This is a genomic window from Mesorhizobium sp. J8 (assembly GCF_016591715.1).
Classification (GTDB): domain Bacteria; phylum Pseudomonadota; class Alphaproteobacteria; order Rhizobiales; family Rhizobiaceae; genus Mesorhizobium.
The window spans coordinates 2,502,175-2,524,666 of sequence record NZ_AP024109.1 but is presented as its reverse complement, the minus strand read 5'-3'; the positions used below and the strand labels follow the sequence as shown (position 1 = coordinate 2,524,666).

At 64.3% G+C, this 22,492-nt stretch carries 30 protein-coding genes and 1 riboswitch; of the genes, 11 read left to right on the top strand and 19 right to left on the bottom strand.

Annotated features, from left to right (window positions below; all coding sequences use genetic code 11):
• Positions 1-6 precede the first annotated feature (6 nt).
• Together MJ8_RS11650 and MJ8_RS11645 are read right to left on the bottom strand one after the other, a co-directional pair.
• The gene (locus MJ8_RS11650) at positions 7-2,112 is read right to left on the bottom strand and encodes a molybdopterin oxidoreductase family protein (protein WP_201414503.1); all 2,106 of its coding nucleotides are present in this window, start codon (positions 2,110-2,112) and stop codon (positions 7-9) included.
• A gap of 85 nt (positions 2,113-2,197) precedes the next feature.
• Complete coding sequence (locus MJ8_RS11645; protein ID WP_201414502.1) at positions 2,198-4,075, bottom strand: ABC-F family ATP-binding cassette domain-containing protein; 1,878 nt, start codon at positions 4,073-4,075, stop codon at positions 2,198-2,200.
• A 135-nt stretch (positions 4,076-4,210) separates the two neighbouring features.
• On the opposite strand from MJ8_RS11645, the gene MJ8_RS11640 reads away from it, so the two are divergent.
• The 3 genes from MJ8_RS11640 to MJ8_RS11630 all read left to right on the top strand — a co-directional run bounded on the left by MJ8_RS11640 (position 4,211) and on the right by MJ8_RS11630 (position 5,879).
• A complete protein-coding gene (locus MJ8_RS11640; protein WP_201414501.1) occupies positions 4,211-4,435 on the top strand; it encodes a hypothetical protein in 225 nt (74 codons plus the stop codon).
• Between the two features lie 195 nt (positions 4,436-4,630).
• Positions 4,631-5,377, top strand: a complete 747-nt coding sequence (locus tag MJ8_RS11635) for a lysozyme inhibitor LprI family protein (RefSeq protein ID WP_201414500.1) — start codon at positions 4,631-4,633, stop codon at positions 5,375-5,377.
• Positions 5,378-5,678: 301 nt separating this feature from the next.
• Positions 5,679-5,879 carry a hypothetical protein gene (locus MJ8_RS11630; RefSeq protein ID WP_201414499.1) on the top strand — a complete coding sequence of 67 codons (201 nt, stop codon included), beginning with the start codon at positions 5,679-5,681 and terminating at the stop codon, positions 5,877-5,879.
• Between the two features lie 82 nt (positions 5,880-5,961).
• Here MJ8_RS11630 and MJ8_RS11625 read toward each other — a convergent pair whose 3' ends face one another.
• From MJ8_RS11625 to MJ8_RS11600, 5 genes are all read right to left on the bottom strand, one after another.
• Complete coding sequence (locus tag MJ8_RS11625) at positions 5,962-6,270, bottom strand: hypothetical protein (protein WP_201414498.1); 309 nt, start codon at positions 6,268-6,270, stop codon at positions 5,962-5,964.
• 3 nt (positions 6,271-6,273) lie between these two features.
• On the bottom strand, positions 6,274-6,717 hold the full coding sequence (locus MJ8_RS11620; protein ID WP_201414497.1) for a MucR family transcriptional regulator: 444 nt from the start codon (positions 6,715-6,717) through the stop codon (positions 6,274-6,276).
• Positions 6,718-7,070: 353 nt separating this feature from the next.
• Complete coding sequence (locus MJ8_RS11615; RefSeq protein ID WP_201414496.1) at positions 7,071-7,283, bottom strand: hypothetical protein; 213 nt, start codon at positions 7,281-7,283, stop codon at positions 7,071-7,073.
• Positions 7,273-8,370 carry a DMT family transporter gene (locus MJ8_RS32280; protein ID WP_225248303.1) on the bottom strand — a complete coding sequence of 366 codons (1,098 nt, stop codon included), beginning with the start codon at positions 8,368-8,370 and terminating at the stop codon, positions 7,273-7,275. Before MJ8_RS32280 ends, MJ8_RS11615 begins: the two co-directional genes overlap by 11 nt.
• Before the next feature lie 41 nt (positions 8,371-8,411).
• Complete coding sequence (locus MJ8_RS11600; protein WP_201414495.1) at positions 8,412-9,245, bottom strand: hypothetical protein; 834 nt, start codon at positions 9,243-9,245, stop codon at positions 8,412-8,414.
• 112 nt (positions 9,246-9,357) lie between these two features.
• On the opposite strand from MJ8_RS11600, the gene MJ8_RS11595 reads away from it, so the two are divergent.
• A complete protein-coding gene (locus MJ8_RS11595) occupies positions 9,358-10,326 on the top strand; it encodes a LysR substrate-binding domain-containing protein (RefSeq protein ID WP_201414494.1) in 969 nt (322 codons plus the stop codon).
• Between the two features lie 414 nt (positions 10,327-10,740).
• On the opposite strand, the gene MJ8_RS11590 is transcribed toward MJ8_RS11595, so the two are convergent.
• Entirely contained in the window at positions 10,741-10,923 is a 183-nt protein-coding gene (locus tag MJ8_RS11590; RefSeq protein WP_140753661.1) for a hypothetical protein, read from the bottom strand.
• A gap of 133 nt (positions 10,924-11,056) precedes the next feature.
• Between MJ8_RS11590 and MJ8_RS11585 the strand changes: the two genes are divergently transcribed.
• From MJ8_RS11585 to MJ8_RS11575, 3 genes are all read left to right on the top strand, one after another.
• Positions 11,057-11,224, top strand: coding sequence for a hypothetical protein (locus tag MJ8_RS11585; protein ID WP_095767064.1), 168 nt, complete (start codon positions 11,057-11,059; stop codon positions 11,222-11,224).
• Between the two features lie 90 nt (positions 11,225-11,314).
• A complete protein-coding gene (locus tag MJ8_RS11580; RefSeq protein ID WP_201414493.1) occupies positions 11,315-13,396 on the top strand; it encodes an ATP-dependent helicase in 2,082 nt (693 codons plus the stop codon).
• A gap of 570 nt (positions 13,397-13,966) precedes the next feature.
• The gene (locus MJ8_RS11575) at positions 13,967-14,269 is read left to right on the top strand and encodes a DUF982 domain-containing protein (protein ID WP_201414492.1); all 303 of its coding nucleotides are present in this window, start codon (positions 13,967-13,969) and stop codon (positions 14,267-14,269) included.
• A gap of 47 nt (positions 14,270-14,316) precedes the next feature.
• Here the strand turns inward: MJ8_RS11575 and MJ8_RS32540 are convergent, their stop codons facing one another.
• The 5 genes from MJ8_RS32540 to MJ8_RS11555 all read right to left on the bottom strand — a co-directional run bounded on the left by MJ8_RS32540 (position 14,317) and on the right by MJ8_RS11555 (position 17,738).
• Complete coding sequence (locus tag MJ8_RS32540; RefSeq protein WP_263649662.1) at positions 14,317-14,649, bottom strand: sterol desaturase family protein; 333 nt, start codon at positions 14,647-14,649, stop codon at positions 14,317-14,319.
• Positions 14,643-15,128 (bottom strand): sterol desaturase family protein, encoded by a 486-nt coding sequence (locus tag MJ8_RS32535; protein WP_263649661.1) that lies wholly within the window; start codon positions 15,126-15,128, stop codon positions 14,643-14,645. Before MJ8_RS32535 ends, MJ8_RS32540 begins: the two co-directional genes overlap by 7 nt.
• Positions 15,129-15,227: 99 nt before the next feature.
• A complete protein-coding gene (locus tag MJ8_RS11565) occupies positions 15,228-16,013 on the bottom strand; it encodes a GGDEF domain-containing protein (RefSeq protein WP_201414491.1) in 786 nt (261 codons plus the stop codon).
• Positions 16,014-16,155: 142 nt separating this feature from the next.
• Positions 16,156-17,007: a hypothetical protein gene (locus MJ8_RS11560; protein ID WP_201414490.1), complete on the bottom strand. Its 852-nt coding sequence runs from the start codon at positions 17,005-17,007 to the stop codon at positions 16,156-16,158.
• Between the two features lie 221 nt (positions 17,008-17,228).
• Positions 17,229-17,738, bottom strand: coding sequence for a DinB family protein (locus tag MJ8_RS11555; RefSeq protein WP_201414489.1), 510 nt, complete (start codon positions 17,736-17,738; stop codon positions 17,229-17,231).
• A 54-nt stretch (positions 17,739-17,792) separates the two neighbouring features.
• Between MJ8_RS11555 and MJ8_RS11550 the strand changes: the two genes are divergently transcribed.
• Positions 17,793-18,485, top strand: coding sequence for a glutathione S-transferase family protein (locus MJ8_RS11550; protein ID WP_201414488.1), 693 nt, complete (start codon positions 17,793-17,795; stop codon positions 18,483-18,485).
• A gap of 20 nt (positions 18,486-18,505) precedes the next feature.
• Positions 18,506-18,802, top strand: a complete 297-nt coding sequence (locus MJ8_RS11545; RefSeq protein ID WP_201414487.1) for a DUF1905 domain-containing protein — start codon at positions 18,506-18,508, stop codon at positions 18,800-18,802.
• 3 nt (positions 18,803-18,805) lie between these two features.
• Here MJ8_RS11545 and MJ8_RS11540 read toward each other — a convergent pair whose 3' ends face one another.
• Positions 18,806-19,024, bottom strand: a complete 219-nt coding sequence (locus MJ8_RS11540) for a hypothetical protein (protein ID WP_201414486.1) — start codon at positions 19,022-19,024, stop codon at positions 18,806-18,808.
• Positions 19,025-19,200: 176 nt separating this feature from the next.
• On the opposite strand from MJ8_RS11540, the gene ndk reads away from it, so the two are divergent.
• Together ndk and MJ8_RS11530 are read left to right on the top strand one after the other, a co-directional pair.
• A complete protein-coding gene (ndk, locus tag MJ8_RS11535) occupies positions 19,201-19,623 on the top strand; it encodes a nucleoside-diphosphate kinase (RefSeq protein ID WP_140753671.1) in 423 nt (140 codons plus the stop codon).
• A gap of 174 nt (positions 19,624-19,797) precedes the next feature.
• Positions 19,798-20,004 carry a hypothetical protein gene (locus MJ8_RS11530; RefSeq protein ID WP_201414485.1) on the top strand — a complete coding sequence of 69 codons (207 nt, stop codon included), beginning with the start codon at positions 19,798-19,800 and terminating at the stop codon, positions 20,002-20,004.
• A gap of 15 nt (positions 20,005-20,019) precedes the next feature.
• Here MJ8_RS11530 and MJ8_RS11525 read toward each other — a convergent pair whose 3' ends face one another.
• The 5 genes from MJ8_RS11525 to MJ8_RS11505 form a co-directional block, all read right to left on the bottom strand.
• A complete protein-coding gene (locus MJ8_RS11525; protein WP_201414484.1) occupies positions 20,020-20,364 on the bottom strand; it encodes a DUF190 domain-containing protein in 345 nt (114 codons plus the stop codon).
• 23 nt (positions 20,365-20,387) lie between these two features.
• Positions 20,388-20,819, bottom strand: coding sequence for a fluoride efflux transporter CrcB (gene crcB / locus MJ8_RS11520; RefSeq protein ID WP_201414483.1), 432 nt, complete (start codon positions 20,817-20,819; stop codon positions 20,388-20,390).
• A 3-nt stretch (positions 20,820-20,822) separates the two neighbouring features.
• Positions 20,823-21,278, bottom strand: a complete 456-nt coding sequence (crcB, locus tag MJ8_RS11515; protein WP_201414482.1) for a fluoride efflux transporter CrcB — start codon at positions 21,276-21,278, stop codon at positions 20,823-20,825.
• 97 nt (positions 21,279-21,375) lie between these two features.
• A riboswitch (Fluoride riboswitch) is annotated at positions 21,376-21,438 on the bottom strand.
• 27 nt (positions 21,439-21,465) lie between these two features.
• Positions 21,466-21,879: a YbaY family lipoprotein gene (locus MJ8_RS11510; RefSeq protein WP_201414481.1), complete on the bottom strand. Its 414-nt coding sequence runs from the start codon at positions 21,877-21,879 to the stop codon at positions 21,466-21,468.
• Positions 21,880-22,012: 133 nt separating this feature from the next.
• Positions 22,013-22,492, bottom strand: coding sequence for a molybdenum cofactor biosynthesis protein MoaE (locus MJ8_RS11505; protein ID WP_201414480.1), 480 nt, complete (start codon positions 22,490-22,492; stop codon positions 22,013-22,015).

Sequence of the window (22,492 nt, the reverse complement as noted above, 5' to 3'; positions counted from 1 at the left end):
GGTTGGTCAAAGCGCCCTCAGCCACACCTTGTTGTCGTGGACGGCGGCGCCGCCATAGGGTGCCGGGGCATCGGCGCCGGTCAGCACGTTGATGCCCTCGCCGCGTTCATGCGCGCTGTTCGGCCAGATGCCTTCGGCGATCACCACGCCATGCTTGACGCCGTCGAAGAACCTTGCGTGCAGCACCACGTCGCCGCGCCGGTTGCCGACTTCGACGCGGGCGCCATCCTCGATGCCGAGCGCGGCGGCATCTTCGCGGTGGATGAGCAGCTCGGGCCTGCCTTCCTTGGCCTTCGACACCGGCGTCTCGGCAAAGCTGGAATTGAGGAAGTTGCGCGCCGGCGAGGTCGCCAGCCGGAACGGATGCTCCTCGTCCGCGACTTCGATCAGTTCGACATGGTCGGGGAATTCGGGCAGCCGCTCGACCGGACCGAACAGGCCCATGCTTTTCGGCGGCCGGTTGGGCGCCGATTGCCCGGTCCAGTTGGGCCGGAAGTGGAATTTCTTGTCGGCATGGCCGAAGCCGTTGATGAAATGCGCGTCGTCGAAGTTGGGCTGAAGATCGACCCACTTCTCAGCCTTCAAACTGTCGAAGCTGCCGAGCCCGCGCTTGCCGAGGATGATGTCTATATGCTCGCGCTCGGTCAGGCCGAAGCCCGGACGGTCGCCGACACCCAGTCGCTTGGCGAGCTCTTCATTCACGTAGTGGTTGGTGCGCGGTCCTTCCGGCGGCTCGATCAGCTTGGGGCCGAGCGTGATGTGCTGGTTGCCTCCGCCCTTGTAGATGTCGTCATGCTCCAAAAACATCGTCGCCGGCAACACGACGTCGGCGAGCTTGGCCGTATCGGTCATGAACTGCTCATGGACGCAAGTGAACAGGTCCTCGCGCAGGAAACCCTTTTTCACCAGCCGCTGCTCGGGCGCGACATTGGCCGGATTGGTGTTCTGGATCAGCATCGCCGTCACCGGCGGGCCGCCATAGAGCGCGTCCTCGGCACCCGTCAGCACCGGGCCGATGCGCGAATGGTCGAGATAGCGGATGTTCGGGTCGCGCATCGCGGTGCCTTCGAGCACATCCTGGTTCAGCTTGAAGATGCCGGAATTGGAATGGAAGGCGCCGCCGCCCTCATATTGCCAGGCGCCGGTGACGGCGGCGATCGAGGCCGCGGCGTGCATGTTGGCCGAGCCGTTGCGCTGGCGCGAGAAACCGTAGCCGAGGCGGAAGTAAGTTTTTTTCGTCGTGCCCACCAGCCTTGCGAAAGCCTCGATCTCGGCGACGCTCAGGCCCGTGATAGCGGCCGCCCATTCCGGAGTGCGGCTGCGCAAATGCTCTTCCAGCCCGCGCGGATCGTCGGTGTATTTCTCGAGATAGGCGCGGTCGGCCATGCCGTCCCGGAACAGAACATGCATGACGGCGCAGGCGAGCGCGCCGTCGGTGCCGGGCTTCAGCACCAGGCCGAGATCGGCCTGCTTCATGGTGGCGTTGTCGTAGATGTCGATCACGACGATCTTGGCGCCACGCTCCTTGCGCGCCCTGATGGCATGGGTCATGACATTGACCTGTGTCACCACGGCATTGGTGCCCCAGATCACCACGCAATCGGACTTCGCCATCTCGCGCGGATCGGGACCGCGCAAGGCGCCCGCTCCCATCATCCAGCCGGTCCAGGCCAGATTGGTGCAGATCGAGCTGAAGAAGCCGGAATATTTCTTGGCGTGCCGCAGCCTTTCGATGCCGTCGCGCTGCACCAGCCCCATCGTGCCGGCGTAGAAATAAGGCCAGACCGTCTCCGAGCCGTATTTCTCTTCCGCCGCGATGAATTTTTCCGCGACAAGGTCGAGCGCGACTTCCCAAGAGGCTTCCTTCCAGATGCCCTCGCCCTTGCCGCCCGCGCGCACCAGCGGCTTCAGCAGGCGATCGGGATGATGGACGCGGTCGGCATAGCGCGCGACCTTGGCGCAGATGACGCCCGCCGTATAGCTGTTCGCCTTGGCGCCATGCACGCGGCCGATACGATTGTTGTCGAGCAGCTCGACTTCGAGCGCGCAGGTGGAAGGGCAGTCGTGCGGACAGGCCGAATGGCCGATCCGGAGCTTGGCGTGCTGGTTCATGCAGGGGTGTGTAGCGGGTTTTGGGGACGAGGTGTAGGGCCACGGGCTCCCTCCTTCTCCCCATGTTGGGAGAAGGAAAGACGCGCTACTCCGCGATCCCTTCCTCATATTCCGCCGACATCGCCAGCCACTTGTCCTCGTTCAGCGCCAGCGTATGCGCCAGTTGCGAGCGCTCCTTGGCAAGCCGCGTCGCGGTCGAGGGATCCTTTTCGTAGACGGCCGGATTGGCGAGCTCGTCCTCGATCAGGTCGATGCGCTTGCGGATGCGGTCCATCAGCGCCTCGGTGGCGCGGATCTCCTTGGCCAAGGGCTCCAGCGCAGCGCGGCGCTGGGCCGCCTCGCGGCGACGGTCGGCCTTGGAGGCCTTGTCGGCCTCCTTCTGCTCGCGGCGGTTGGAGGAGACCCCGGTGACCAGCGTCTTGTAGTCCTCCAGGTCTCCGTCATAGGGATTGACCGCGCCGTCCTTGACGAGCCACAGCCGGTCCGCCGTCGCCTCCAGGAGGTGGCGGTCGTGCGAGATCAGGATGACGGCGCCCGGGAAATCGTTGAGCGCATGGATCAGCGATTCACGGCTGTCGATGTCGAGATGGTTGGTCGGCTCGTCGAGGATGAAGAGGTTCGGGCCCTCGAAGGCTGACAGACCCATCAGCAGGCGCGCCTTCTCGCCGCCGGACAGGTCCTTGGCGGCGGTGTTCATCTTCTCGGTCGACAGGCCGAACTGGGCGACGCGAGCGCGCACCTTGGCTTCCGGCGCATCCGGCATCAGCCGGCGCACATGCTCGTAAGCGCTTTCCTCGGGGCGCAGATCGTCGAGCTGGTGCTGGGCGAAGATCGCCACCTTCAGGCCCGGCGCGATCGTCATCGAACCGGTCTCAGGCTTCAGCCGGCCGGCGAGCAATTTGGCGAAGGTCGACTTGCCGTTGCCGTTGGCGCCAAGCAGCGCGATGCGGTCGTCGGCATCGATGCGCAGCGTCATCTTCTTCAAGACCGGATTGCCTTCGGTGTAGCCGACATTCACGCCGTTCAGCGCCACGATCGGTGAGGCGACCGTCTTCACCGGTTCCGGAAAAGAGAATGGCCGCACCGTGTCGTTCACCACCGCGGCGATCGGCTTCAGCTTCTCCAGCGCCTTCAGGCGCGACTGCGCTTGCCTTGCCTTGGACGCCTTGGCGCGGAAACGCTCGACGAAGGATTCCATATGCTTGCGCTGCGCTTCCTGCTTGGCGCGACTCTTCTCCTGCAGCTCGCGCTGCTCGGTGAGCTGGCGCTCGAACTGGTCGTAGCCGCCGCGCCAGAAGGTGAGCTTCTTCTGGTCGAGATGGACGATCGAGTTGACGGCGCGGTTGAGAAGGTCGCGGTCGTGCGAGATCAGCAAGACCGTGTGCGGATATTTGGAGACATAATTCTCCAGCCAGAGCGTGCCTTCGAGATCGAGATAGTTGGTCGGCTCGTCGAGCAGCAAAAGGTCGGGCTCGGAGAACAGCACAGCGGCGAGGGCCACGCGCATGCGCCAGCCGCCGGAGAAGGAGGAGGCCGGCCGCTTCTGCGCGGCATCATCGAAGCCGAGACCGGCCAGAATGGTGGCGGCGCGGGATTCGGCCGAATGGGCGTCAATGTCGGCCAGCCGCGTATGGATCTCGGCGATGCGGTGCGGATCGGTCGCGGTCTTTTCCTCTTCGAGCAAGGCCTGGCGTTCGACATCGGCTTTCAGCACGATCTCGATCAGCGGCTCCTCGGTTCCGGGCGCCTCCTGCGCCACCTGGCCGATGCGCGTGTTCTTCGGTAGGCTGATAGAGCCGGTCTCCGAGGGGAAATCGCCGGTGATCGCCTTGAACAGCGTGGTCTTGCCGGTGCCGTTACGGCCAACGAGACCGGCCTTGGTGCCGGCCGGCAGGGTGAGCGAGGCATGATCGAGAAGCAGCCGCCCCGCCATGCGCAGCGTAAGGTCGTTGATGATAAGCATGAGCGGGCTTTTGCACGGGAGATCGGCGCTTCGCAAGAGCCAGCGCCTGGCGGCGCTCGACATGTGCGGCCGCGGACCCGACGGTAAAAGCCTTACGGCCCGGAACCAGTTGCCGGCCAAAGCGTTCGGAGGCCCGTGATCCGCTATCTCGCCCTCGCCTTCATCTTCTGCCAGGTTGCCACGACTACCGCGCTGGCGACACAGGTAGTTTTGTTCGAGGATCAGACCGCTCAAACTGCCGTCGCGGGTGTGCCGCAGGCCCAACCAACCTCTCCGCAAATGGGAAAGATTGCGATCAGGCCAGAGATGCGGGAGCCGGAACACCTGCTGATCCAGATCGATTCCGGGACGGCATTTTAGCAATCTCCCGCAGGACAGCCCTGCCCTTCCAGCCTCCGCGGCGGATCACCGTTCCGAGGCTGGGCGCTTCCCTGCCGTGGCCGATCCGCGCCGGTTACACTTTGCTTGCCACGTTACGGATTTGGCGTTGATCGCGGCTGTCGTCTCAACCTATGCTGGCAAAGGGCGGGGCGATTCAGACAAAGGGCAGATCAGATGTCGGGCAAGACCACGCTCCTCTCAAACTCGCTGGCGCTCGCTATTTTCGAAGTCGCCGCCGGGCTGGCCATGCTTCTCACCGCCCCCGCGGCCCGTGCGGCAGCGATCGACTGCGTGGCAGCGAAGACACAGGCCGACCTTGCCACCTGCACGGCCGCGAATGCCGCTTCGGCGGACGCGGGGCTCAACGCGGTCTACAAGGCGCTGGCTGGCCGTCTCGCTCCCGCCGACCTGAAGCGCCTGCGCGACGCGCAGCGCGCCTGGATCCCGTTCCGCGACAAGGAATGCGCCTTCCGCACCCGGCCCTATGCCGACGGCTCGGCATATTCGACCCTGGTCGAAACCTGCAAGACGGAGTTGACCAAGGTGCGGCTGGCGCAGTTGCAGCACCAATTGCAATGCCCGGAAGGCGACCTCTCCTGCGTGCCGCAAGGCGGCGGCAATGCCGCGCCCGCGAAGAACGCGCCTGCGACGCCCAAGGCCGCGCCTGCGACGGCTGGCGCCGCGCCTGCGAAAACCGCCCCTGCCCAGGCCAGTCAGAACGACACGAGGCCATGCGTGCAATCCGCCGGAAAGGCCAAGTCGGACCAGTATGTCTCGCAGTGCGTCCAGGTGTCGCCGGCGACCAATCCGCCCTGCAACGGGCAGAATGCCTGCAGCATGATGATTGACGAGATCAAGCGCGGCTGCGCCATGATCGGCAAAGACAACCCTCCGGGGTTCTGCTCTGCTTACAAAGGCTGAGCGGCGCGGCTCACGCGCCGCACGTGCTGCGGTGATCAACATGCCCCAACGGAAAATCAACCCGGCGCGGCAAGACAACCGCAAGTTTGGTTTTGGCTGAATATTAGCGGGGCAAGCGACGATGCCACCAAAAAAGGACGGCAAAATCTTGCAAGCCAAGCATGATGCTTATCAAAAATTGATTTCAGTTTTATCGCAAACCTGCAAATCTGTAGACGCGCCGTGAGTCGGGAGTGGGCGCCAACGATAACTTGGTCCCCGTAACTTGGCCCAAATAACTTGGCCGTGTCAGGAGCTCACGATGGATGGAGCGCCCAGCGATTTACGAACGTTGAGATATGTCGCGGAGATCACGCGCAAGCTGGCGAAAATGCTCTCGCGCACGCGCTATCAGATGCTTGTCTATCTTCTTGAAATGACAGCAGTCGAGGCGCAGAGCCTTGCCGGTGAGCAGGATCCCAAACGCACCCGGCCGGTCAAGCCCTCTCAGGCCAGCCGCTAGATCCCAGGAAAGCGTGAGCGCTTAGATCGGCGCCTGCGCGATAGCGTTCTAGCTGTAGTGTTTCACGCTCTCCTGGAACTGCCTAACAGCTCGCGCGCGGCTGACCGCTCGCCGCAAGGCGGTCCAGAATAGCCAGGCAGTTCAGCCTGCGCGCCTCGATGACCGACGGATCGTCGCATTCGACGATCGCGCGCTCGAACCGGTCGAGCGCGTCGAGCGCGTCAAGTAGGTCGGCGGGCGGCTCACCCAAGGCAAACAGGATGCGCCGCGCCCTGACGCCGTCGGCTGCGCCCACCGAGGACTGGATGGCCACCCGGCGGCGCAAATCGCCGAGGGCAGCCTGACGCTCGCGCCATGGCGTTGGCGCGACGTCCCCCGTTGCAGGCACCATGCCTCAGGCCTTGGTCTTGCGCTTGCCCTTGGCTGCATCGCCGCCGGCCGGCTTGCGGCCGAGACCGGACGATTTGGCCAACGCGGAGCGGGTCGCCGAATAGCTCGGCGCCACCATCGGATAGTCGGCGGGCAGGCCCCATTTCGCGCGGTATTCATCCGGCGTCAGGCCATGATCCGTCGCAAGGTGGCGCTTCAACGACTTGAACTTCTTTCCGTCCTCGAGGCACACGATGTGGTCGGGGAAAACCGAGCGCTTCGGATTGACGGCGGGTGTCAGCGCCACCGCTTCCTTGACAACGCTGCTGCTGGCGAGCTTGCGCACCGAGGCGCTGACGCTGGCGATCAGGTCAGGCAGGCCAGAGGCAGGGAGCGGATTGTTGCCGACATAGGCCGAGACAATGTCGGCGGTCAGTTCGATTGCAGTCTTGTCGTCGATGTTGGACAATTTTTTCACCTTCTGCCGGCCTCAAATCGCCAGCTCTTTTTAAGACTTTCGTCGGTGTATCGAATTGGACCTGTCCCCCAACGGACCGTCCAGAGTCAGTAAAGCTACGAGACTCAATACCGGTCGATGTTTCTACACGGACTGGAAACGTGCAAGTTAGGAATTCTAATAGCTATAGCCAACGCTTTATAGCACCGGCTGCCCGCCTTGATGCGTAAAAAGGGCTGTAGCACTTCGACTTGCGGTAGGAGTTGCTGAAAAATCGAAGTTCACGCCAAGTTCTGGCACGGCAACGATAATCCGCCGGTCGGACAGTCAACGATGTGCGATTCGGCGGTCTCGTGGCAAATCACTCATCTGCCGGCGACACCGCGCCTGAGCTCCGCGGCCGGCTTGTCCGCGAGGATCTCCAGCACGCGCTTCCAGCGGGCGCAGCGGCCGAAATCCTTCTGCTCGATGGCCTTTTCCGCCTTCATGGCCGCATAGAGCGGCGCCTCGGCGCCGAACTCCCTGACCAGCCAGTGCGCCTCCTGCCAGGCGCGGCGTTCGTCCTCGTCAACGGCCATTTTGGACATCGTGCCTGGTCTCCGTACCTTCGATGCCGACCGCGACGCAGCTGCCAATGACGAGGACGGCGCCGGCAATTGCCGTCATCGACAGGCTTTCGCCCGACAAGGTCAGCAGAAACGTGGAAGCGATTGGCGTCAGATAGGCGACGACCGCTATCCTGCCGCCGTGGTCGAGCTTTGCCGCGCGCGACCAGAAGTAGTAGCCGAGCCCCATCGGACCGGCGCCGAGATAGAGACCGAGCAGAAGGTGCGCGCCGCTCGGACGCACGGCGCCGTCATGCAGACACCAGGCGAAGGTGAGCGCGACGCCGGTTAGCGCCGAGGGCAAAAGCAGACGCTCCGGCGCCACGGCAAGGCGGCCGACCATGAGCGAGTAGAAGGCCATGCAGAGCGCCGAGCCGAAGGCGGCGAGATAGCCGACGAAGCTGCCTTCGAACCAGCTCTGCGCACCGCCGCCGGAAATCACAAGCGCCACGCCGACGAAGCCGAGCGCCGCCGCCAGCCCAAGCAGCAGCGGACGGCGCGGTCGGCCAAGCAGGATGACCGCCGCGGCGGTCATCAGCGGCCAGGTATAGGCGACGAGGTTCGCCTCGATGACCGGCATCGAGGCGAAGCCGATATATTGCAGCACCATCGTGCCGACCAGACCAAGGAAGCCGACGAGGTAGGCGAGCGCGGACGTCCCCTTCTCCCCTCGAGGGGTCCGAAGGACGGGGCGAGACCCGTGGCTCGCCCCCGGGTGGTGGCCTCGCGAAGCGAGGTCGGATGAGGGGTGCTCCAGGGATCGCCAGCGTCTCGCTTCGCTGGAACACCCCTCATCCGTCTCGGCGCTGCGCGCCGATCCACCCTCCCCCACAAAGGGGGAAGGAGAGGTGCTGGTCAGCCGGATCAGCGCAAACACCAGGGCCGCGCCGCAAAATTGCAGGAACTGCACTTGCGACACCGGATAAAGGGCAAGCAGCGTCTTGCCGACGAGGGCGTTGGTCGCCCACAGCGCCACGGCGCCGAGGGCGAAGGCGAGCGCCGCCCCCAGGGCCGCGCTGGAACGGCTTTGGCTTTCCGGCACGACCGAACCGAGGCTCAGCGACGCTGAAGGCGGCTGAAGCTCGACCGGATCCTTGGTCACTACCAAGACTCCCTCGCCCCGCCAGAAACCGCTTCCGCCGTCGGCTTCGGCACGGGATGCTCCTCAGCATGACGGCGATAGGCGGGCAGCTGGTTGGTCCAGACATCCTCTGCCAGCTCGTTCACCCAGGCACGGTCATGGTCGTTGTCGGCGGCGAGGTAGAACATGCGGTTGTCATCGACATAGGGTTTGGTCGCCGAGCGCTGGTTGAGCACCAGCGTGACGCGTTCGCCGAGCTGGATCGGCGCCGTGCGATGGAGCACGCCGAGGAACTGGCCGAGCGTGGCGTAATTCATCTTGTGGTCGATGCGCATGATCTTGTTGCGCGGCAGGTCGCGGCCGGATTCCAGGATCGAGCGGCCGGTCTCGGAATCGTCGCAATAAATTTCGAGGTGACCGCCGATGAGCGGATCGCTGATCGACAGCGGAATGAGCTCCGTCACCGGAACGCCGTCGCAATGCCATTCGACCGCGCCGTCCTTCGGATTCATGAAGGTGACGGTCGAGCCGACGATCGACAGCGGATAGGGCTCCAGCTTGGTTCCCATCATGTCGGACAGCCTTTCCAGACGCAGCTTGTCGTGCAAAAGTTCCTTGATCTCCGGAATATAGCGGTCGGCGCCGGTGATGAAGGTGAGGTCGAGATGCTTGTGCACAGCATGGCTGGCCTTCAATTTCAGGGCGGCTTCCTCGATGGCGGCAAGCAGAGCGGGGTCGTAACCGTGACGATACTGGGCGACACCGAACCCCGACACTTTCCAGGCCGTCTCATGACCAATGATGGCCTCGCGGCTCATTGCACAGCGTAGTTCGGGAATTGTATGGGCGTTCATTCTACTTTCTCCAAGGTGAGGGCAACACTTGGTTAACAGTCATTTAAACGCCTACCCCTGTAAATTTAGGAATGCTAGTGGTAGCTTAAGCCCAGCTTAAGGTCGAAACGCCGTGCGCCAGCTCAGTCAGGTCAACCTCAACTCGCTGAAAATCGTGGAGAGCGCCGCGCGGCATAGGAATTTCACGCGCGCCGGCGAGGAGCAGTTCATCACCGCTTCAGCCGTGAGCCAGCGCGTGAAAAGCCTGGAGGACCAGCTGCGCTTCAAGATCTTCGAGCGCGGCGGCAATGCGGTGTCGCTGACGCCGGAGGGCGAGACCTACGTGGCGCGCGTGCGCGAGGCGCTGGAGCGCATCGTGGCGGCCAGCATGGAGGCCACCGGGCAATCGCAGGCGCATGTGCTCAGGATCTGCGTGCTGCCGACCTTCGCGGCGCGCTGGCTGTTTCCACGGCTTTCGGCGTTCCAGCAGCAATATCCCGAGATCGAGATGCGGGTGTCGACCTCTTACGCCACGCACGAATTCTCGACCTCCGAATACGATCTCGAAATCCGTTACGGCGACGGCAATTTCCCCGGCCTCACCTCGGAGCTGCTGTTCAAGGAAGACCTGACGCCGGTGTGCAGCCGCAAGCTCTTCCATGAGGTGCTGGGCGACAAGCCGCTGTCGAAGGTGGTGCCGGAGGACCTGCGCCACTTCACGCTGCTGCACTCCGACACCTGCACGCAGAACTGGCAGTCGTGGCTGGGCTTCGCCGGCGCGAGCTTCGTGCTGGGCGAGACGAGAAGCGTCTATTTCGACAGCTGCATGATGTCCTACGAAGCGGCCAATGCCGGAATGGGCTTCGCCGTCGCCAACCGCGCCTATATGGCAAGCGACATCCGCGCCGAAAGGCTGGTGGCTCCCTTCGCGGTCCACCATCCCAACACCGCGGGCTGGTATTTCGTCAGCCCCATCAAGGCGCTCGGCGCCCGCAAGGTCGAGCTGTTCAAGCAGTGGATCATGGCCGAAGCGGCGCTGACGCAGCGCCAGCTCGACATCGAGATTGCCGGCGGACAGCAGGGCCGCGCGGCGCTGGCCTAGAGCATTTCACCGTTTCACGGAAACGGTGAAATGCTCTAGCTCCTTGTTTTTACGCAATTCCGGGCGGAAAACCGCTCACACTTTTCCTGGAATTGCTCTAGCAGCGCCACTCGCGCAGCTTGAGGAGTTCCGGGTGTTTCCGCTAACTGTAGCCGGCTAGCGCGATCACGCCATGACGCAAGGTCGAGACTCAGCTATGTTGGATGGTGCGGCGGGCCTGATTTTCCCGCTTGGCCGGCGCTACCCAGCTTCCTCCCAAGCAGCGCCGGCCTTCTTCATTTCGGCCCGGCGATAACTCGACCTATCCTGCCCTAAAGCGCGTCGCGATCTTTCAGATTCGCTCCACCGCGCTTTAGGTTTTGACCTTACGCATCTCTTTATCCCGAAACCGGTTCCCACTTTCGGGAGACATGCTTATTGCTTCGGCGGCGTGCCCGGCTGGTCTCCGCCGGTGGTCGATTTCGGCACCGGGTTCTTGTCGACCTGAGGGTTCTGGTTGACTTCATCGCCCGGCGCCTTGGTGGGCTGCACATTGTTGTCGCAGGCGGCGAGGACGAGCCCTGCCGCAAGAGCCAGCAGCACAGGAAGTTTCTTCATGACGACCTCCTCTCGTTCGCCCCTTTCATGAGGGCAAACGAGGCGGTGGCGGTTTGGTTGCGTGGACAGCCGGAACCAAGTGGCCCGCGTCCGGTTGAAATCCGAGCCAATCGAACGCAACGAGGAACTGATCATGGTCCGCCTTCTGCTTGCCGGCCTTTTTGCCTACACCGCCTATCGCGTCGCCGTTAGGATCATCGACGAGGTACCGGGAAACGTCGCGCCGCTGGATATGCCGGGTGACGAAAGGCGCAGGCTGCGGCGGCAGTCGGCCGCGATGGGGGTCGAGCCGAAGCGGTAATCCCTCTCTGGCCCCTTCGAGGCCACCTCTCGCCGCTCGCGCGGGCGAGGAAATTATTGCGAACAAAGCGGAAACGATGCTTGATGGGCGATGAACATCGCCGCTCGTGATTCGTCATTCGAGACACCTGCCTATCTTGCCCGGCTGAATGACGAGCAGCGGCTGGCGGTGGTGCATGGCGACGGCAAGGTGGCGGCACCGCTTCTGGTGATCGCCGGCGCCGGCTCCGGCAAGACCAACACGCTGGCGCATCGCGTCGCGCATCTCATCGTTAAGGGCGCCGATCCGCGCCGCATCCTGTTGATGACCTTCTCGCGCCGCGCGGCAGCGGAAATGGCCAAGCGGGTCGAGCGCATTGCCGGCGAGGTGCTGGGGCGCGACGCGGCGATCATCGCCGACGCGCTCGCCTGGGCCGGCACTTTCCACGGCATCGGCGCAAGACTCTTGCGCGACTATGCCGAGCAGATCGGCCTCGATCCCGCCTTCACCATCCATGATCGCGAGGATTCCGCCGACCTGATGAACCTTGCCCGGCACGAGCTGGGATTCTCCAAGACCGAAAGCCGCTTCCCGACCAAAGGCACCTGCCTGCAGATCTATTCGCGGGCGGTGAACGCGCAGGCGCCGCTCGGCGAGGTGCTGGGCTCGGCCTTTCCCTGGTGCGCGGCATGGGCGGACCAGCTCAAAGAGCTGTTCGCGGCCTATGTCGAGGCCAAGCAGGCGCAGAACGTGCTCGATTACGACGACCTCCTGCTCTATTGGGCGCAGATGGCGGCCGAGCCGGAGATCGCCGCGCATCTCGGCAGCCGCTTCGACCACGTGCTGGTCGACGAATACCAGGATACCAACCGGCTGCAGGCCTCGATCCTTCTGGCGCTGAAGCCCGACGGCGCCGGGCTGACCGTGGTGGGCGACGACGCGCAGTCGATCTATTCCTTCCGCGCCGCGGAAGTGCGCAACATCCTCGACTTCCCAAAGCAGTTCGCGCAAGGCGCCGAGATCGTCATGCTGGAGCGCAATTACCGCTCGACCGAGACGATCCTGGCCGCCGCCAACAAGGTGATCGGCGAGGCCAGCGAGCGCTTCACCAAGAATCTGTGGACCGAGCGCCGGTCCTCGCACAAGCCGCAACTGGTCAGCGTGCGCGATGAGGCTGAGCAGGCCAACTATGTCTGCCAGGCGATCCTGGCCGAACGCGAGGCCGGCACGGCGCTGAAGGCGCAAGCGGTGCTGTTTCGCACCTCAAGCCACAGCGGACCGCTGGAGGTGGAGCTGACGCGCCGCAACATCCCCTTCGTGAAGTTCGGCGGGCTGAAATTCCTGGACGCCGCGCATGTGAAGGACATGCTGGCGATGCTGCGCTTCGCCGAGAACCCGCGCGACCGCGTCGCCGGCTTCCGCGTGCTGCAGCTGATGCCGGGCATCGGCCCGTCCGCCGCCTCGCAGATCGTAGAGACGATGGCGACGTCGCTGGACGAGACGCTGGGCCTTGCCCGGTTCCGCCCGCCGCAGCGCGCCGCTCAGGACTGGCCGGCGTTCCTCGACATCTATAGCGGCCTGCGCGCCGGCGCCAGGTGGCCGGCGGATCTGGAACGGATCAGGCTCTGGTACGAGCCGCATATGGAGCGCATCCACGAGGACGCGGTCACGCGCCGCGCCGATCTCATCCAGCTTGAGCAGATCGCCTCGACCTACCCGTCGCGCGAGCGCTTCCTGACCGAGCTCACCCTCGATCCGCCCGACGCCACAAGCGACCAGGCCGGGCCGCCGCATCGCGACGAGGATTATCTCATCCTGTCGACCATCCACTCGGCCAAGGGCCAGGAATGGAAGAACGTCTTCGTACTCAACACGGTAGACGGCTGCATCCCCGCCGATCTCGGCGTCGGCACCAAGGAGGACATCGAGGAGGAGCGGCGGCTCCTTTACGTGGCGATGACTCGCGCCAAGGACAGTTTGCATCTGGTGGTGCCGCAGCGTTTTTATCCGCACAACCAGGCGGCGCGCGGCGACCGCCATGTCTATGCCTCGCGCACCCGCTTCATCCCGGCCTCGATGCTTTCGGCCTTCGAGCAATCGTCCTGGGCAAGTGCCGCGCTCAAGGACGACCCGCGCCAGCGGCCAGGCGTCAAGGTCGATCTCGGCGCTCGCATGCGCGGCATGTGGAAATAGCGGTCGGCACAAGCGCAACCAGGAGCCGGGATAGACGTTGTCGGAACGGCCCGGTTTCGCCTGGCCGCTTGAAGACATATCCGTGAGATCGCTTAAAACGGGTCGTGAGGATGGAACCGGCAACAGTGGCCATGATCCTGCTTTCCTGCAGCGCGCAGATGGAGGCCTGCCACATGGTGGACACGCGGCCCGCCATCTATGCCGGGATGGAGCAGTGTACGGCCGCCCTGCCCGCCCGCCTTCAAGGCACTATTTTGATCGGCAGATGCATGCCAGTGACAGGCGTCGCACCGGGCAATCGGGTCGCTATGGTTCGTGTGGTCAGAGGCGATGGATCCGGTGCGACATCGACAGATTATCTAGTAGATCGCTTCGACAATCTCCCCAACTAATCACAACAATCACGCCGGAAACCTGCTCGTCGGCAAGCCACGCATGTGTTGTTGCACGTTGACCAGCAGCCATCTGGCGACCGGCCTGGAACCAGTTGGCACGAGCCGCGTTGTCGAGCGTCTACCCAACCGGAGCGGTGGCGGCCCTGCCACGATCCTTCCATCTCGAGAGGTCCGAATGTACGACAGGACGTTCTTCACCCCGGTCGCTCTCAGCGTCGGCGCCGGCCACAAGCGCATGATCGCCTCGCTTTTCGACATGCATGATTTCCTGACCGAGTTTCCGCCGTCACGCCGGCGCCTCAGCTACGGCGCGGCCGTGAAGGCCTGCGAGGCCGCGCGCAGCGGAGAAATCTCGGTCGAGGCCGCGCGCGATGCGCTGATCACCTTCGCGGCGACAGCCGGCGTGCTCTGGCCTTCGGACCAGCCGGCCGTCTCGGTCAAGCCCGTGGCCCGTGGACATGGCGGCTTCGCCGCCTGACAAGCTGATCCGCAGGTCATTTCATCCAATGGCGGGCATTTCCATCGTCATCTCGGCTTGGAGGCCGCCGGCGAGGCTTCGGCGGTCGGCGCGGCCGACTCGGCCGCGTTGACGAAGGGATAGACGAGCTGCCGGTGATAGAGCTGGGGCACCGGCTCGTCGACACCGTATTTTTCCGGCATATGTGGCGGCATGAACAAGGTGCCGCCGATCAGGTCGAGGACGGGCAGCTGGGCGGCGAAATTCTTGTCATAGGCTTGGCGGTCATTGGCATGATGCCAGTGATGAAACTGCGGCGAGGCTATCAGCCATCTCAGCGGCCCGAATTTGATGCGGGTGTTGGAGTGGATGAACACCGACTGCCAGTGATAGATCAGCACGTAGATGAGAACCGCCTCGTCCGAAAAACCCAGCGCGAAGAGCGGCAGGAACGAAGCCGACTCAGGATCTGGTCGACCGGGTGCACGCGATGGGCGGCCAGCCAGTCCATCTCCTCGATCGAATGATGGATGGCGTGGAAGCGCCACAGGAACGGCACCGCGTGAAAGGCGCGATGGGCAAGGTAGAAGCCTATGTCGGCGACGAGCAAAGCCTCGACCGCCTGCAGCCACAAAGGCTGTGACTGCACGGCGGCAGGAAGCGCCTCGGGAAAGAAACGCCGGACCGCCAGCATCGCGGCGCCGACCACCAGCAGCATGCCGAATTTGATGACGATGCCGTTGAAGAGTAGATAGAAGACGTCGTTCAGCCAATGCCGGCGCGTCGCCGATTGCTCGGCATGCAGCGGCAGGAGCTGCTCGAGCGGAATGAAGATGAGGGCGATGACCAGCACCGCCTTGTAGTCTATGAGATCGAACACGGTCGCTCACGGATCGGCTGAAGCCAGCCTCCGACACTAACCGCCAAAGGATGAACGGACCGTTGCCGGCGCTGACCATGGTGCCGAAAGAACAGCCGTTCAGTGGATAGTGCCGACGACGTCGCCCGACGGCGCACCGCGCGGGCTTTCGAAGCTCACCTGGTCGCGCCCGTTCGATTTCGCCTTGTAGAGATGCCTGTCGGCGACCTGGAACATGTCGTGATAGGTGGTTGGACCGCTGAAGGCGATGCCGCCGATGCTGACCGAGAGCGGCCATGGCTGACCGCCGGGCGCGAACTCGGCCTCGCGGATGCGCAGCCGGATGGATTCCGCGACCAGGAAGGAGCGTGTCGCGTCGGCGCCCGGCAGGAAGACCGCGAATTCCTCGCCGCCGATGCGGCCGACAATGTCGGCGCCGCGCAGTTGCCCCTGGATCGTGCTGGCGATCAGTTTCAGCGCCTGGTCGCCGCAATCATGGCCGAGACGGTCGTTGATCGATTTGAAATGGTCGGCGTCGACGATCAGCAGCGCGCCGGAATCGGCGACGTCATGGCTGCGTGCCTGCTCCAGATAGGCTTCCACCAGCATCGAGAAGGCGCCGCGATTGAAGACGGCCGTCAGGCTGTCGGTCGCGGCTACGATGCTGAGTTCCTTCTGGGCGATCGCCAGCTGGCGCATCTTCCACATCAGGAAGAACAGGAAGGAGCCGCCGAGGACGAGCGGCAGGAAAAGGTCGGTGAGCTTGGCCCAGAGCAACGCCTGCCGCGACAGCGACGGAAAATTGAAGGAATCGACGAAGAAGGCGGCCGCAATGAAAAAGGCGGTGCCGGCGACGGTGACCGCCACGACCCTGCCCCAACTCGTGGGGGACAAATCGATGCGCATGTCATTGCTCCCACTGCAATTGGGCCCATTGTGCAGCGGGAGCGCAAACGAAGTCCTAATACATTGGCTTCAATGCAAGCCCTGCGCGATGAGACGACGGGCAAGCCGCCCACGGCGGCGGCCTGCCTCTTCCTGAACCGCTTTAATGGGCGGTCGTGCTGCCCGAGCCGCCCATAGTGCCCGCGCTTCCGATACCGCCCGTCGCGCCGAACGAGGTGCCGGTGGTGGTTGCGCCGGTGGTGCCGCTGAGCGACCCACTGGTGCCGGCGTTCAAGCCGCCAGCGCCGCTCACAGTGCCGGTGCCGCCGACACTACCCGTCGCACCGGGCGAGGTGCGGGTGGTGGTCGTGCCAGTGACGCCGCCGAGCAAGCCGCTGCTGCTGGCGTTCAAGCCGCCAGCGCCGCTCACAGTGCCGGTGCCGCCGACACTACCCGTCGCACCCGGCGAGGTGCCGGTGGTGGTCGTGCCAGTGACGCCGCCGAGCAAGCCGCTGCTGCTGGCGTTCAAGCCGCCGGCGCCGCCCACGCTGCCGGTGCCGCCGATGCCGCCCGTCGCGCCGAACGAAGTACCGGTGGTGGTCGCGCCGTTGGCGCCGCCGAGCGAGCCGCTGGTGCCGGCGTTGAAGCCGCCGGTGCCGCCCACGGTCCCTGTGCCGCCGATGCCGCCCGTCGCGCCGAACGAAGTGCCGGTGGTTGTGCCGGTGGCGCCCCCGAGCGACCCGCTGGTGCCGGCGTTGAAACCGCCGGTGCCGCTCACGCTGCCGGTGCCGCCGACACCGACGCCGCCGATATTGCTGCCAAAGCCCGTGCCGAGACCGGTGGAACCGCCGATCGAGGAGCCCGCTCCGCTCCCCGCGCCGCTCAAACTGCCCGCGGCGACGCCGGTGTTGTCGATGCCGAAGCCGATGTCGAGACCGGCTGCATTGGCCGGCACGGCGAGAAGGGTCAAGCCGCCGACCAACGTGCCGGCGATTTTTTCTACGATACCATTCATGGCGTTCTCCTTCGTTGCCATATTTTCCGCAACCGCATCGCCGGAGTGCCGTGTCCGTGCGAATGCCTGTGCGAGAGGGAACAAGGGGAATACGAACGGGCCCGGTCAGGGTTCCATTTTTCGGGGAAAAATTCGTTGTTTAAAAAGGATATACAAGCTTTCCTTGATGTTTGAGCCTGATCGACGATCGGCGATCGGAAAGCCGTGGGCGATGGCTTCGCTCAAGCGTAGGCGCGGCCTTCCTCCGAGCGCTGGAACAGCATCAGGTCGAGCGGCACCGAGGGCCTGCCGAGCACGGTAAGGCACATATGCGCCTGGCCGCGGTGATGGGTCTGGTGGTTGAAAAGATGGCTGAGCGCCGGCGCCAACCGCTGCGAGACGGTGCGCATGTCGGTCGTCATATAGGCAAAACGTCCGGTGAACGCCTTGTCGGTCATGCCGCCCACCCAGTCGACGATCCTCCTATCCTCGGCCTCGCGTGCCAGGCGCAAGCCAGGGAAGGCGCGATAGAGGATTGTCGCAAGATTCGAGGGTGCATCACCCTCGCCCGTAAAGCGCTTCATCCAGATGCGGTCGGTGACGAGCAGATGGTTGAGCGTACCAAGCATCGAGCCGAAGAAGGCGCCGACGTCGCGGCCGAGTTCCTCTTCGTCGAGATCGGCGGCGGCATCATAGATGCGTGTGTTGGCCCATTGATTGTAGGCCGCAAACATCATGAAATGCTGTTTCATTCTTCCATCCGGGTCACAACGAATCCCGGCTCTTCGTAACCCGCAGGAACCGTAATGACCATTCTGTTCTATGACCTCGTCGGCCACGACACCGAACGCCCGTTCAGCCCGCATTGCTGGAAGACGAAGATGGCGCTGGCCCATAAGGGGCTCGCCGCGACCAAGGTGCCGACGCGCTTCCTCGAAGTGCCCAAGGTGGAAGGCGGCGTATCGAAGACGGTGCCGGTGATCCGCGACGGGAACCGCGTTGTGGCCGATTCCTTCGCCATAGCGCTCTATCTCGACGAAGCCTATCCGGATCGGCCGACGCTGTTCGGCGGCGAAGGCGGCAAGGCGATGGCGCGCTTCATCGAACGCTGGTCGCAACTCACCATTCATCCTTACATCGCAACGGTGGCCCTTACCGACCTGCATGGGATGCAGGACGAGGCGAATGGCCGCTACTTCCGCGAGGATCGTGAACGGCGCTATGGCAAGCGGCTGGAAGAGGTGGTTGCCGGACGCGATGCCGGGCTCGTCGGCTTCCGCGCCTCGCTGCAGCCGCTGCGCTCGATGCTCACCTACCAGCCCTTCATCGGCGGAGCCTCGCCGCTGTTTGCCGACTACATCGTCTTCGGCGCGCTGCAATGGGGCCGCATCGCCTCGCCTTTCCAGCTGCTTGACGACAGCGACAGCATCGTCAGCTGGTTCGAGCGCTGCCTCGACCTGCATGGCGGGATCGGCCGGCAGGTCGCGGCCGCGGCGTGAACGCGGCGAGCCGGAATGCTATGTTGCGCTATGAGATGCGGGCCAAGATCTGGGTTTACCCCGGCAAGGGCGGCTGGCATTTCGTGACGCTGCCGACGGACGTCGCGGCGCGGATCAAGGAGGCCATGGCGGGACTGGCGCGCCCTTGGGGCTCGCTCGGCGTCACGGCCAGCATCGGCAAGACGAGGTGGCAGACCTCGCTCTTCCCCGACAGGGCCTCCGGCAGCCTGCTGTTGCCGCTCAAGGCCCCGGTGCGCCTGCGCGAAGGTCTCAAGGCCGGTGATACGCCGACATTGACCATAGAGGTTGAGCTTTAGCACCTACTTCCGGCGCTCGTTGGCCGGCCCGTCCTTCTCTACCAGCTTGACGCAGATCGGGTCGCCCTTTTCCATCCGGACACATTGCCACTCCGGACCGAAGCCGAAACTCTGCTGCCCCAGCCGTGGAAAGAGCAGCTCGCCGACGACGATCGCGGCAAGAACCGCGGCCACGATGATGATACCGCGGATATCCCCCCGCCTGAGACAAGGCCGGTTCATCGCCTTCGCTCCGCTGCCGCAACGCCCCGGATTTCCGCGCGAAGCATTTTCGCAGCCGCCTAATTATCCCGCAAAGGGTTCTCCTTGACCAGAACCAGCCTCCCCTTGGCAAGCCGCCGGGCGGCTTGTATAGAGCCCGCCACCCTAATTTCCATTCCCAGAACAAGGACGACCCTATGGCGATCGAACGCACCTTCTCCATGATCAAGCCCGACGCGACCAGGCGCAACCTGACGGGCGCCATCACCAAGATGCTGGAGGACGCCGGCCTGCGCGTCATCGCATCGCGCCGTGTATGGATGAGCCGCCGCGAGGCCGAAGGTTTCTACGCTGTCCACAAGGATCGCCCGTTCTTCGGCGAGCTGGTGGAATTCATGTCGTCGGCGCCCACCATCGTGCAGGTGCTGGAAGGCGAGAACGCCATCGCCAGGAACCGCGAAGTGATGGGCGCCACCAACCCGGCCAATGCCGCCGAGGGCACCATCCGCAAGGTGCACGCGCTGTCGATCGGCGAGAACTCGGTGCATGGCTCGGACGCGCCGGAAACCGCCGCGCAGGAGATCAAGTACTGGTTCTCGGATACCGAGATCGTCGGCTGAGGCGCAAAAACCGAGCTTCACAGAACGGCCCGCCCGAGCGGGCCGTTTTTGTTCGAAACGGGTGGTCGCATCCGCCGTCTGCCCTAGGTTCATCGACATCGGCGACAAAATAGCACTGGGCGTCGCCGACTGTGAGCGACCACCGCGCTTCCGCCCGAACTGAGGGAGGGAAGCATGATCAAGCCTCATGTTTCTAAAAGTGGCGTTGCCTATCCGGACGACCTCGCCCTGTTGAAGCGTATCTATGACGAGGTCTGCGAGGAGCGCGGCATCGTCATAGGCAGTTCCGAGGCGTCGGACCTGGCGATAGAGGCCATGAAACTCTTTTCGGCCGGTATCTTCGACGAAAGGACGATCGGCCGCAGGCTTCGTGGCGGGTGATGGGCGACGGCGGGCTCAATCCCCGTCGCCGTAGCGGATGACCTCGACCTTCTCCCTGGTGATCAGGCAGCTCTTCTTGCTGGTCAGCGCCTTGATCGCCGGGATCAGCACATCGATCTTCTCCGGCGCGTCGATGATCTCGACAACGATCGGCAGGTCCTGCGACAGGCGCAGGATCTTGGCGGTGTGAAGCACGCTGGAACGGCCGAAGCCAAGCGGACCTCTGAGCACCGTGGCGCCGGCCATGCCCGCCTCGCGCGCCTTGATGACTATCGCCTCGTGCAGCGGCTTGCCGTCAGCGGCTCTGTCGTCCTCGCCGAAGAAGATCCTGAGCAGCGCGCATTGCGCGGGAAGTTCCATGTTCTCTTCTCCCTGATCACGTTTTAGCCTGGTCGCCTGCCGACCGGCAAACGGTTGAGCCTGGACGCCACGAGATAACCCAGCCATGCGGCGGCCAGCGACAGAGCGACCACACTGATGAGATAGGCGGCGGCCAGCGGCCAGTCGCCCTCGAACAGCAGGAGGAAGGTGTCGAGGCTCATCGCCGAAAACGTGGTAAGCCCGCCGCAGAAGCCGGCCATGACGAAATTGCGTCCGGACTGGCCGATCATCAGGCGGCCGTCCGGCCCGGTCAGCGTGGCGAAGGCCATGATGACCCAGGAGCCGACGACATTGACGAAAGCGGTCGACCACAGCGCGTTCAGGCCGAGCAGCGAGACGATAACGTAGCCCGACAGGAAGCGGGCCAGTGAGCCGATCGCCGCGCCGCAGCCGACCGCCAGATAAAGCCGCATCGCCGTCTGCCTGTCCGCCATCGCTCAGCCTGCGGCCACGGCGGTTGAATGAACCACCCAATTGGCTGAACCAGCCACCCAGGTGGTTGAACCAACCACCCAGACGACCGCCCAAAAGCCGAGGGCGACGAACAGCACGCACAGCGCTGCCGAAGCGACGACGTTGAAGGCGGCGAGCCGTTCCTCGCCGTCGAGCGCAAGGTTCAGCGTCTGCAGGCAGAAGGACGACACCGTGGTGTAGCCGCCGAACAGGCCGACGACGACCAGGTCGCGCACGGGATCGCTGGCGAAGACGCCGCCGACCGAACGCGCCGCGCCGGCGAAGGCACCGATGGCAAGGGCGCCAGAGACGTTGACCGCCAGCGTGCCCCAGGGAAAGGTCTCGCCGACGCCGCGGCCAACCACGCCGGACAGGAAAAAGCGGGAGATGCCGCCGAGGAAACCGCCGATCAGGACCAGGGCGCACGCCGCAAGGGTCATCGCTTCAATGCCTTTCCAAACGCGATTCCGCACCGGAATCACCTCACGAAATCAGGCATGATACGAGCGGGAAAACAAACCCTGCCGCGCAACAGCACGCCTGGCAGGAGTCATCAGCCATAAGGGCGGTTTTCGGGGGAACCCCATCCCCATTTTCGGGGGAGGCTAGGCGGTTGCAGCGGCGCGGTCAACCAGCCCGTTTCAACACGATGCCTTGACGACCGCCGGCCAGCGGATCGAGCTGGTGGCTTGTGCCGGTGATGAACATCAGCCGTTCGCCGACCATGATACGCGCCTGCAGAGCGTAGGTCCGGCCCTTCTGGATCGCCTTGGGGTCGAAACCGATGTCGAATTTGATCGGCACCTGACCGGTGGGCGCTATCCTGCGCTTGGCGATCACGGTCGCCGGCGCGTCGGCCAGCGAGACGTCGGCGAGTTCGACCACGAGCACGGCATCGGGCGGCAGAGCGATGCGCTCGCGATAGGTCACCTCGCCGGCAACGGTCTTCTCGCCGGCCTTGGTCACTTCCGGCACGGCAAACACCCCGACAACCAGCGGCACCAGCCCGAAGATGAAGAACTCCGCGATGCGGTCCAGCATGACCCTGCTCCGCCAAGCAAATCAAACCATCCGGCAGGCTTGGGAAGGATTGCGGTCGTTCGATGGCCGAACGGGAGTTTTTCTGATGCATGTCGTTGCCCCAGAACCGCTGCGCAGTTCTGGGCGACATGCATTATTCGCCCTGTTTCTTCCAGCGGTCCGCGGCGCGGTCGTCAGCTTCCTTAGCCTCGACCCAGCCGCCCTCGGAGCCGTCGGCGCGGTGCTCCTTCTTCCAGAAGGGTGCGCGCGACTTCAGATAATCCATCAGGAAATTCGCCGCCTCGAAGGCCGCCTGGCGGTGCGACGAGGCCGCGACCACCAGCACGATGTTCTCGCCTGGCGCGATCTTTCCATGGCGATGGATAACGGTGAGCCCCTGCAGCGGCCAGCGCTCAGCCGCCTCGGCGGCGATGCGGCCGATCTCGGCCTCCGCCATGCCGGGATAGTGCTCGAGCTCGAGCGCCGACAACGCGCCCTGCTCGTCGCGGCAAAGGCCGGAAAATGTGACCACGGCGCCGATATCGGCACGGCCCCTGGTCAGGCCGGCGATCTCGGCGGCGACGTCGAAGTCCTCGCGCTGGATGCGGATGGCGGGCACGATCGCGCCGGCCAT

Coding starts and splice junctions, on each gene's coding strand:
- MJ8_RS11650 (WP_201414503.1), bottom strand. CDS start 2,112: ATGAACCAGCACGCCAAGCTCCGGATCGGCCATTCGGCCTGTCCGCAC.
- MJ8_RS11645 (WP_201414502.1), bottom strand. CDS start 4,075: ATGCTTATCATCAACGACCTTACGCTGCGCATGGCGGGGCGGCTGCTT.
- MJ8_RS11635 (WP_201414500.1), top strand. CDS start 4,631: ATGTCGGGCAAGACCACGCTCCTCTCAAACTCGCTGGCGCTCGCTATT.
- MJ8_RS11630 (WP_201414499.1), top strand. CDS start 5,679: ATGGATGGAGCGCCCAGCGATTTACGAACGTTGAGATATGTCGCGGAG.
- MJ8_RS11625 (WP_201414498.1), bottom strand. CDS start 6,270: ATGGTGCCTGCAACGGGGGACGTCGCGCCAACGCCATGGCGCGAGCGT.
- MJ8_RS11615 (WP_201414496.1), bottom strand. CDS start 7,283: ATGGCCGTTGACGAGGACGAACGCCGCGCCTGGCAGGAGGCGCACTGG.
- MJ8_RS11600 (WP_201414495.1), bottom strand. CDS start 9,245: ATGAACGCCCATACAATTCCCGAACTACGCTGTGCAATGAGCCGCGAG.
- MJ8_RS11590 (WP_140753661.1), bottom strand. CDS start 10,923: ATGAAGAAACTTCCTGTGCTGCTGGCTCTTGCGGCAGGGCTCGTCCTC.
- MJ8_RS11585 (WP_095767064.1), top strand. CDS start 11,057: ATGGTCCGCCTTCTGCTTGCCGGCCTTTTTGCCTACACCGCCTATCGC.
- MJ8_RS11580 (WP_201414493.1), top strand. CDS start 11,315: ATGAACATCGCCGCTCGTGATTCGTCATTCGAGACACCTGCCTATCTT.
- MJ8_RS11575 (WP_201414492.1), top strand. CDS start 13,967: ATGTACGACAGGACGTTCTTCACCCCGGTCGCTCTCAGCGTCGGCGCC.
- MJ8_RS11565 (WP_201414491.1), bottom strand. CDS start 16,013: ATGCGCATCGATTTGTCCCCCACGAGTTGGGGCAGGGTCGTGGCGGTC.
- MJ8_RS11560 (WP_201414490.1), bottom strand. CDS start 17,007: ATGAATGGTATCGTAGAAAAAATCGCCGGCACGTTGGTCGGCGGCTTG.
- MJ8_RS11555 (WP_201414489.1), bottom strand. CDS start 17,738: ATGAAACAGCATTTCATGATGTTTGCGGCCTACAATCAATGGGCCAAC.
- MJ8_RS11550 (WP_201414488.1), top strand. CDS start 17,793: ATGACCATTCTGTTCTATGACCTCGTCGGCCACGACACCGAACGCCCG.
- MJ8_RS11545 (WP_201414487.1), top strand. CDS start 18,506: ATGTTGCGCTATGAGATGCGGGCCAAGATCTGGGTTTACCCCGGCAAG.
- MJ8_RS11540 (WP_201414486.1), bottom strand. CDS start 19,024: ATGAACCGGCCTTGTCTCAGGCGGGGGGATATCCGCGGTATCATCATC.
- ndk (WP_140753671.1), top strand. CDS start 19,201: ATGGCGATCGAACGCACCTTCTCCATGATCAAGCCCGACGCGACCAGG.
- MJ8_RS11530 (WP_201414485.1), top strand. CDS start 19,798: ATGATCAAGCCTCATGTTTCTAAAAGTGGCGTTGCCTATCCGGACGAC.
- MJ8_RS11525 (WP_201414484.1), bottom strand. CDS start 20,364: ATGGAACTTCCCGCGCAATGCGCGCTGCTCAGGATCTTCTTCGGCGAG.
- crcB (WP_201414483.1), bottom strand. CDS start 20,819: ATGGCGGACAGGCAGACGGCGATGCGGCTTTATCTGGCGGTCGGCTGC.
- crcB (WP_201414482.1), bottom strand. CDS start 21,278: ATGACCCTTGCGGCGTGCGCCCTGGTCCTGATCGGCGGTTTCCTCGGC.
- MJ8_RS11510 (WP_201414481.1), bottom strand. CDS start 21,879: ATGCTGGACCGCATCGCGGAGTTCTTCATCTTCGGGCTGGTGCCGCTG.
- MJ8_RS11505 (WP_201414480.1), bottom strand. CDS start 22,492: ATGGCCGGCGCGATCGTGCCCGCCATCCGCATCCAGCGCGAGGACTTC.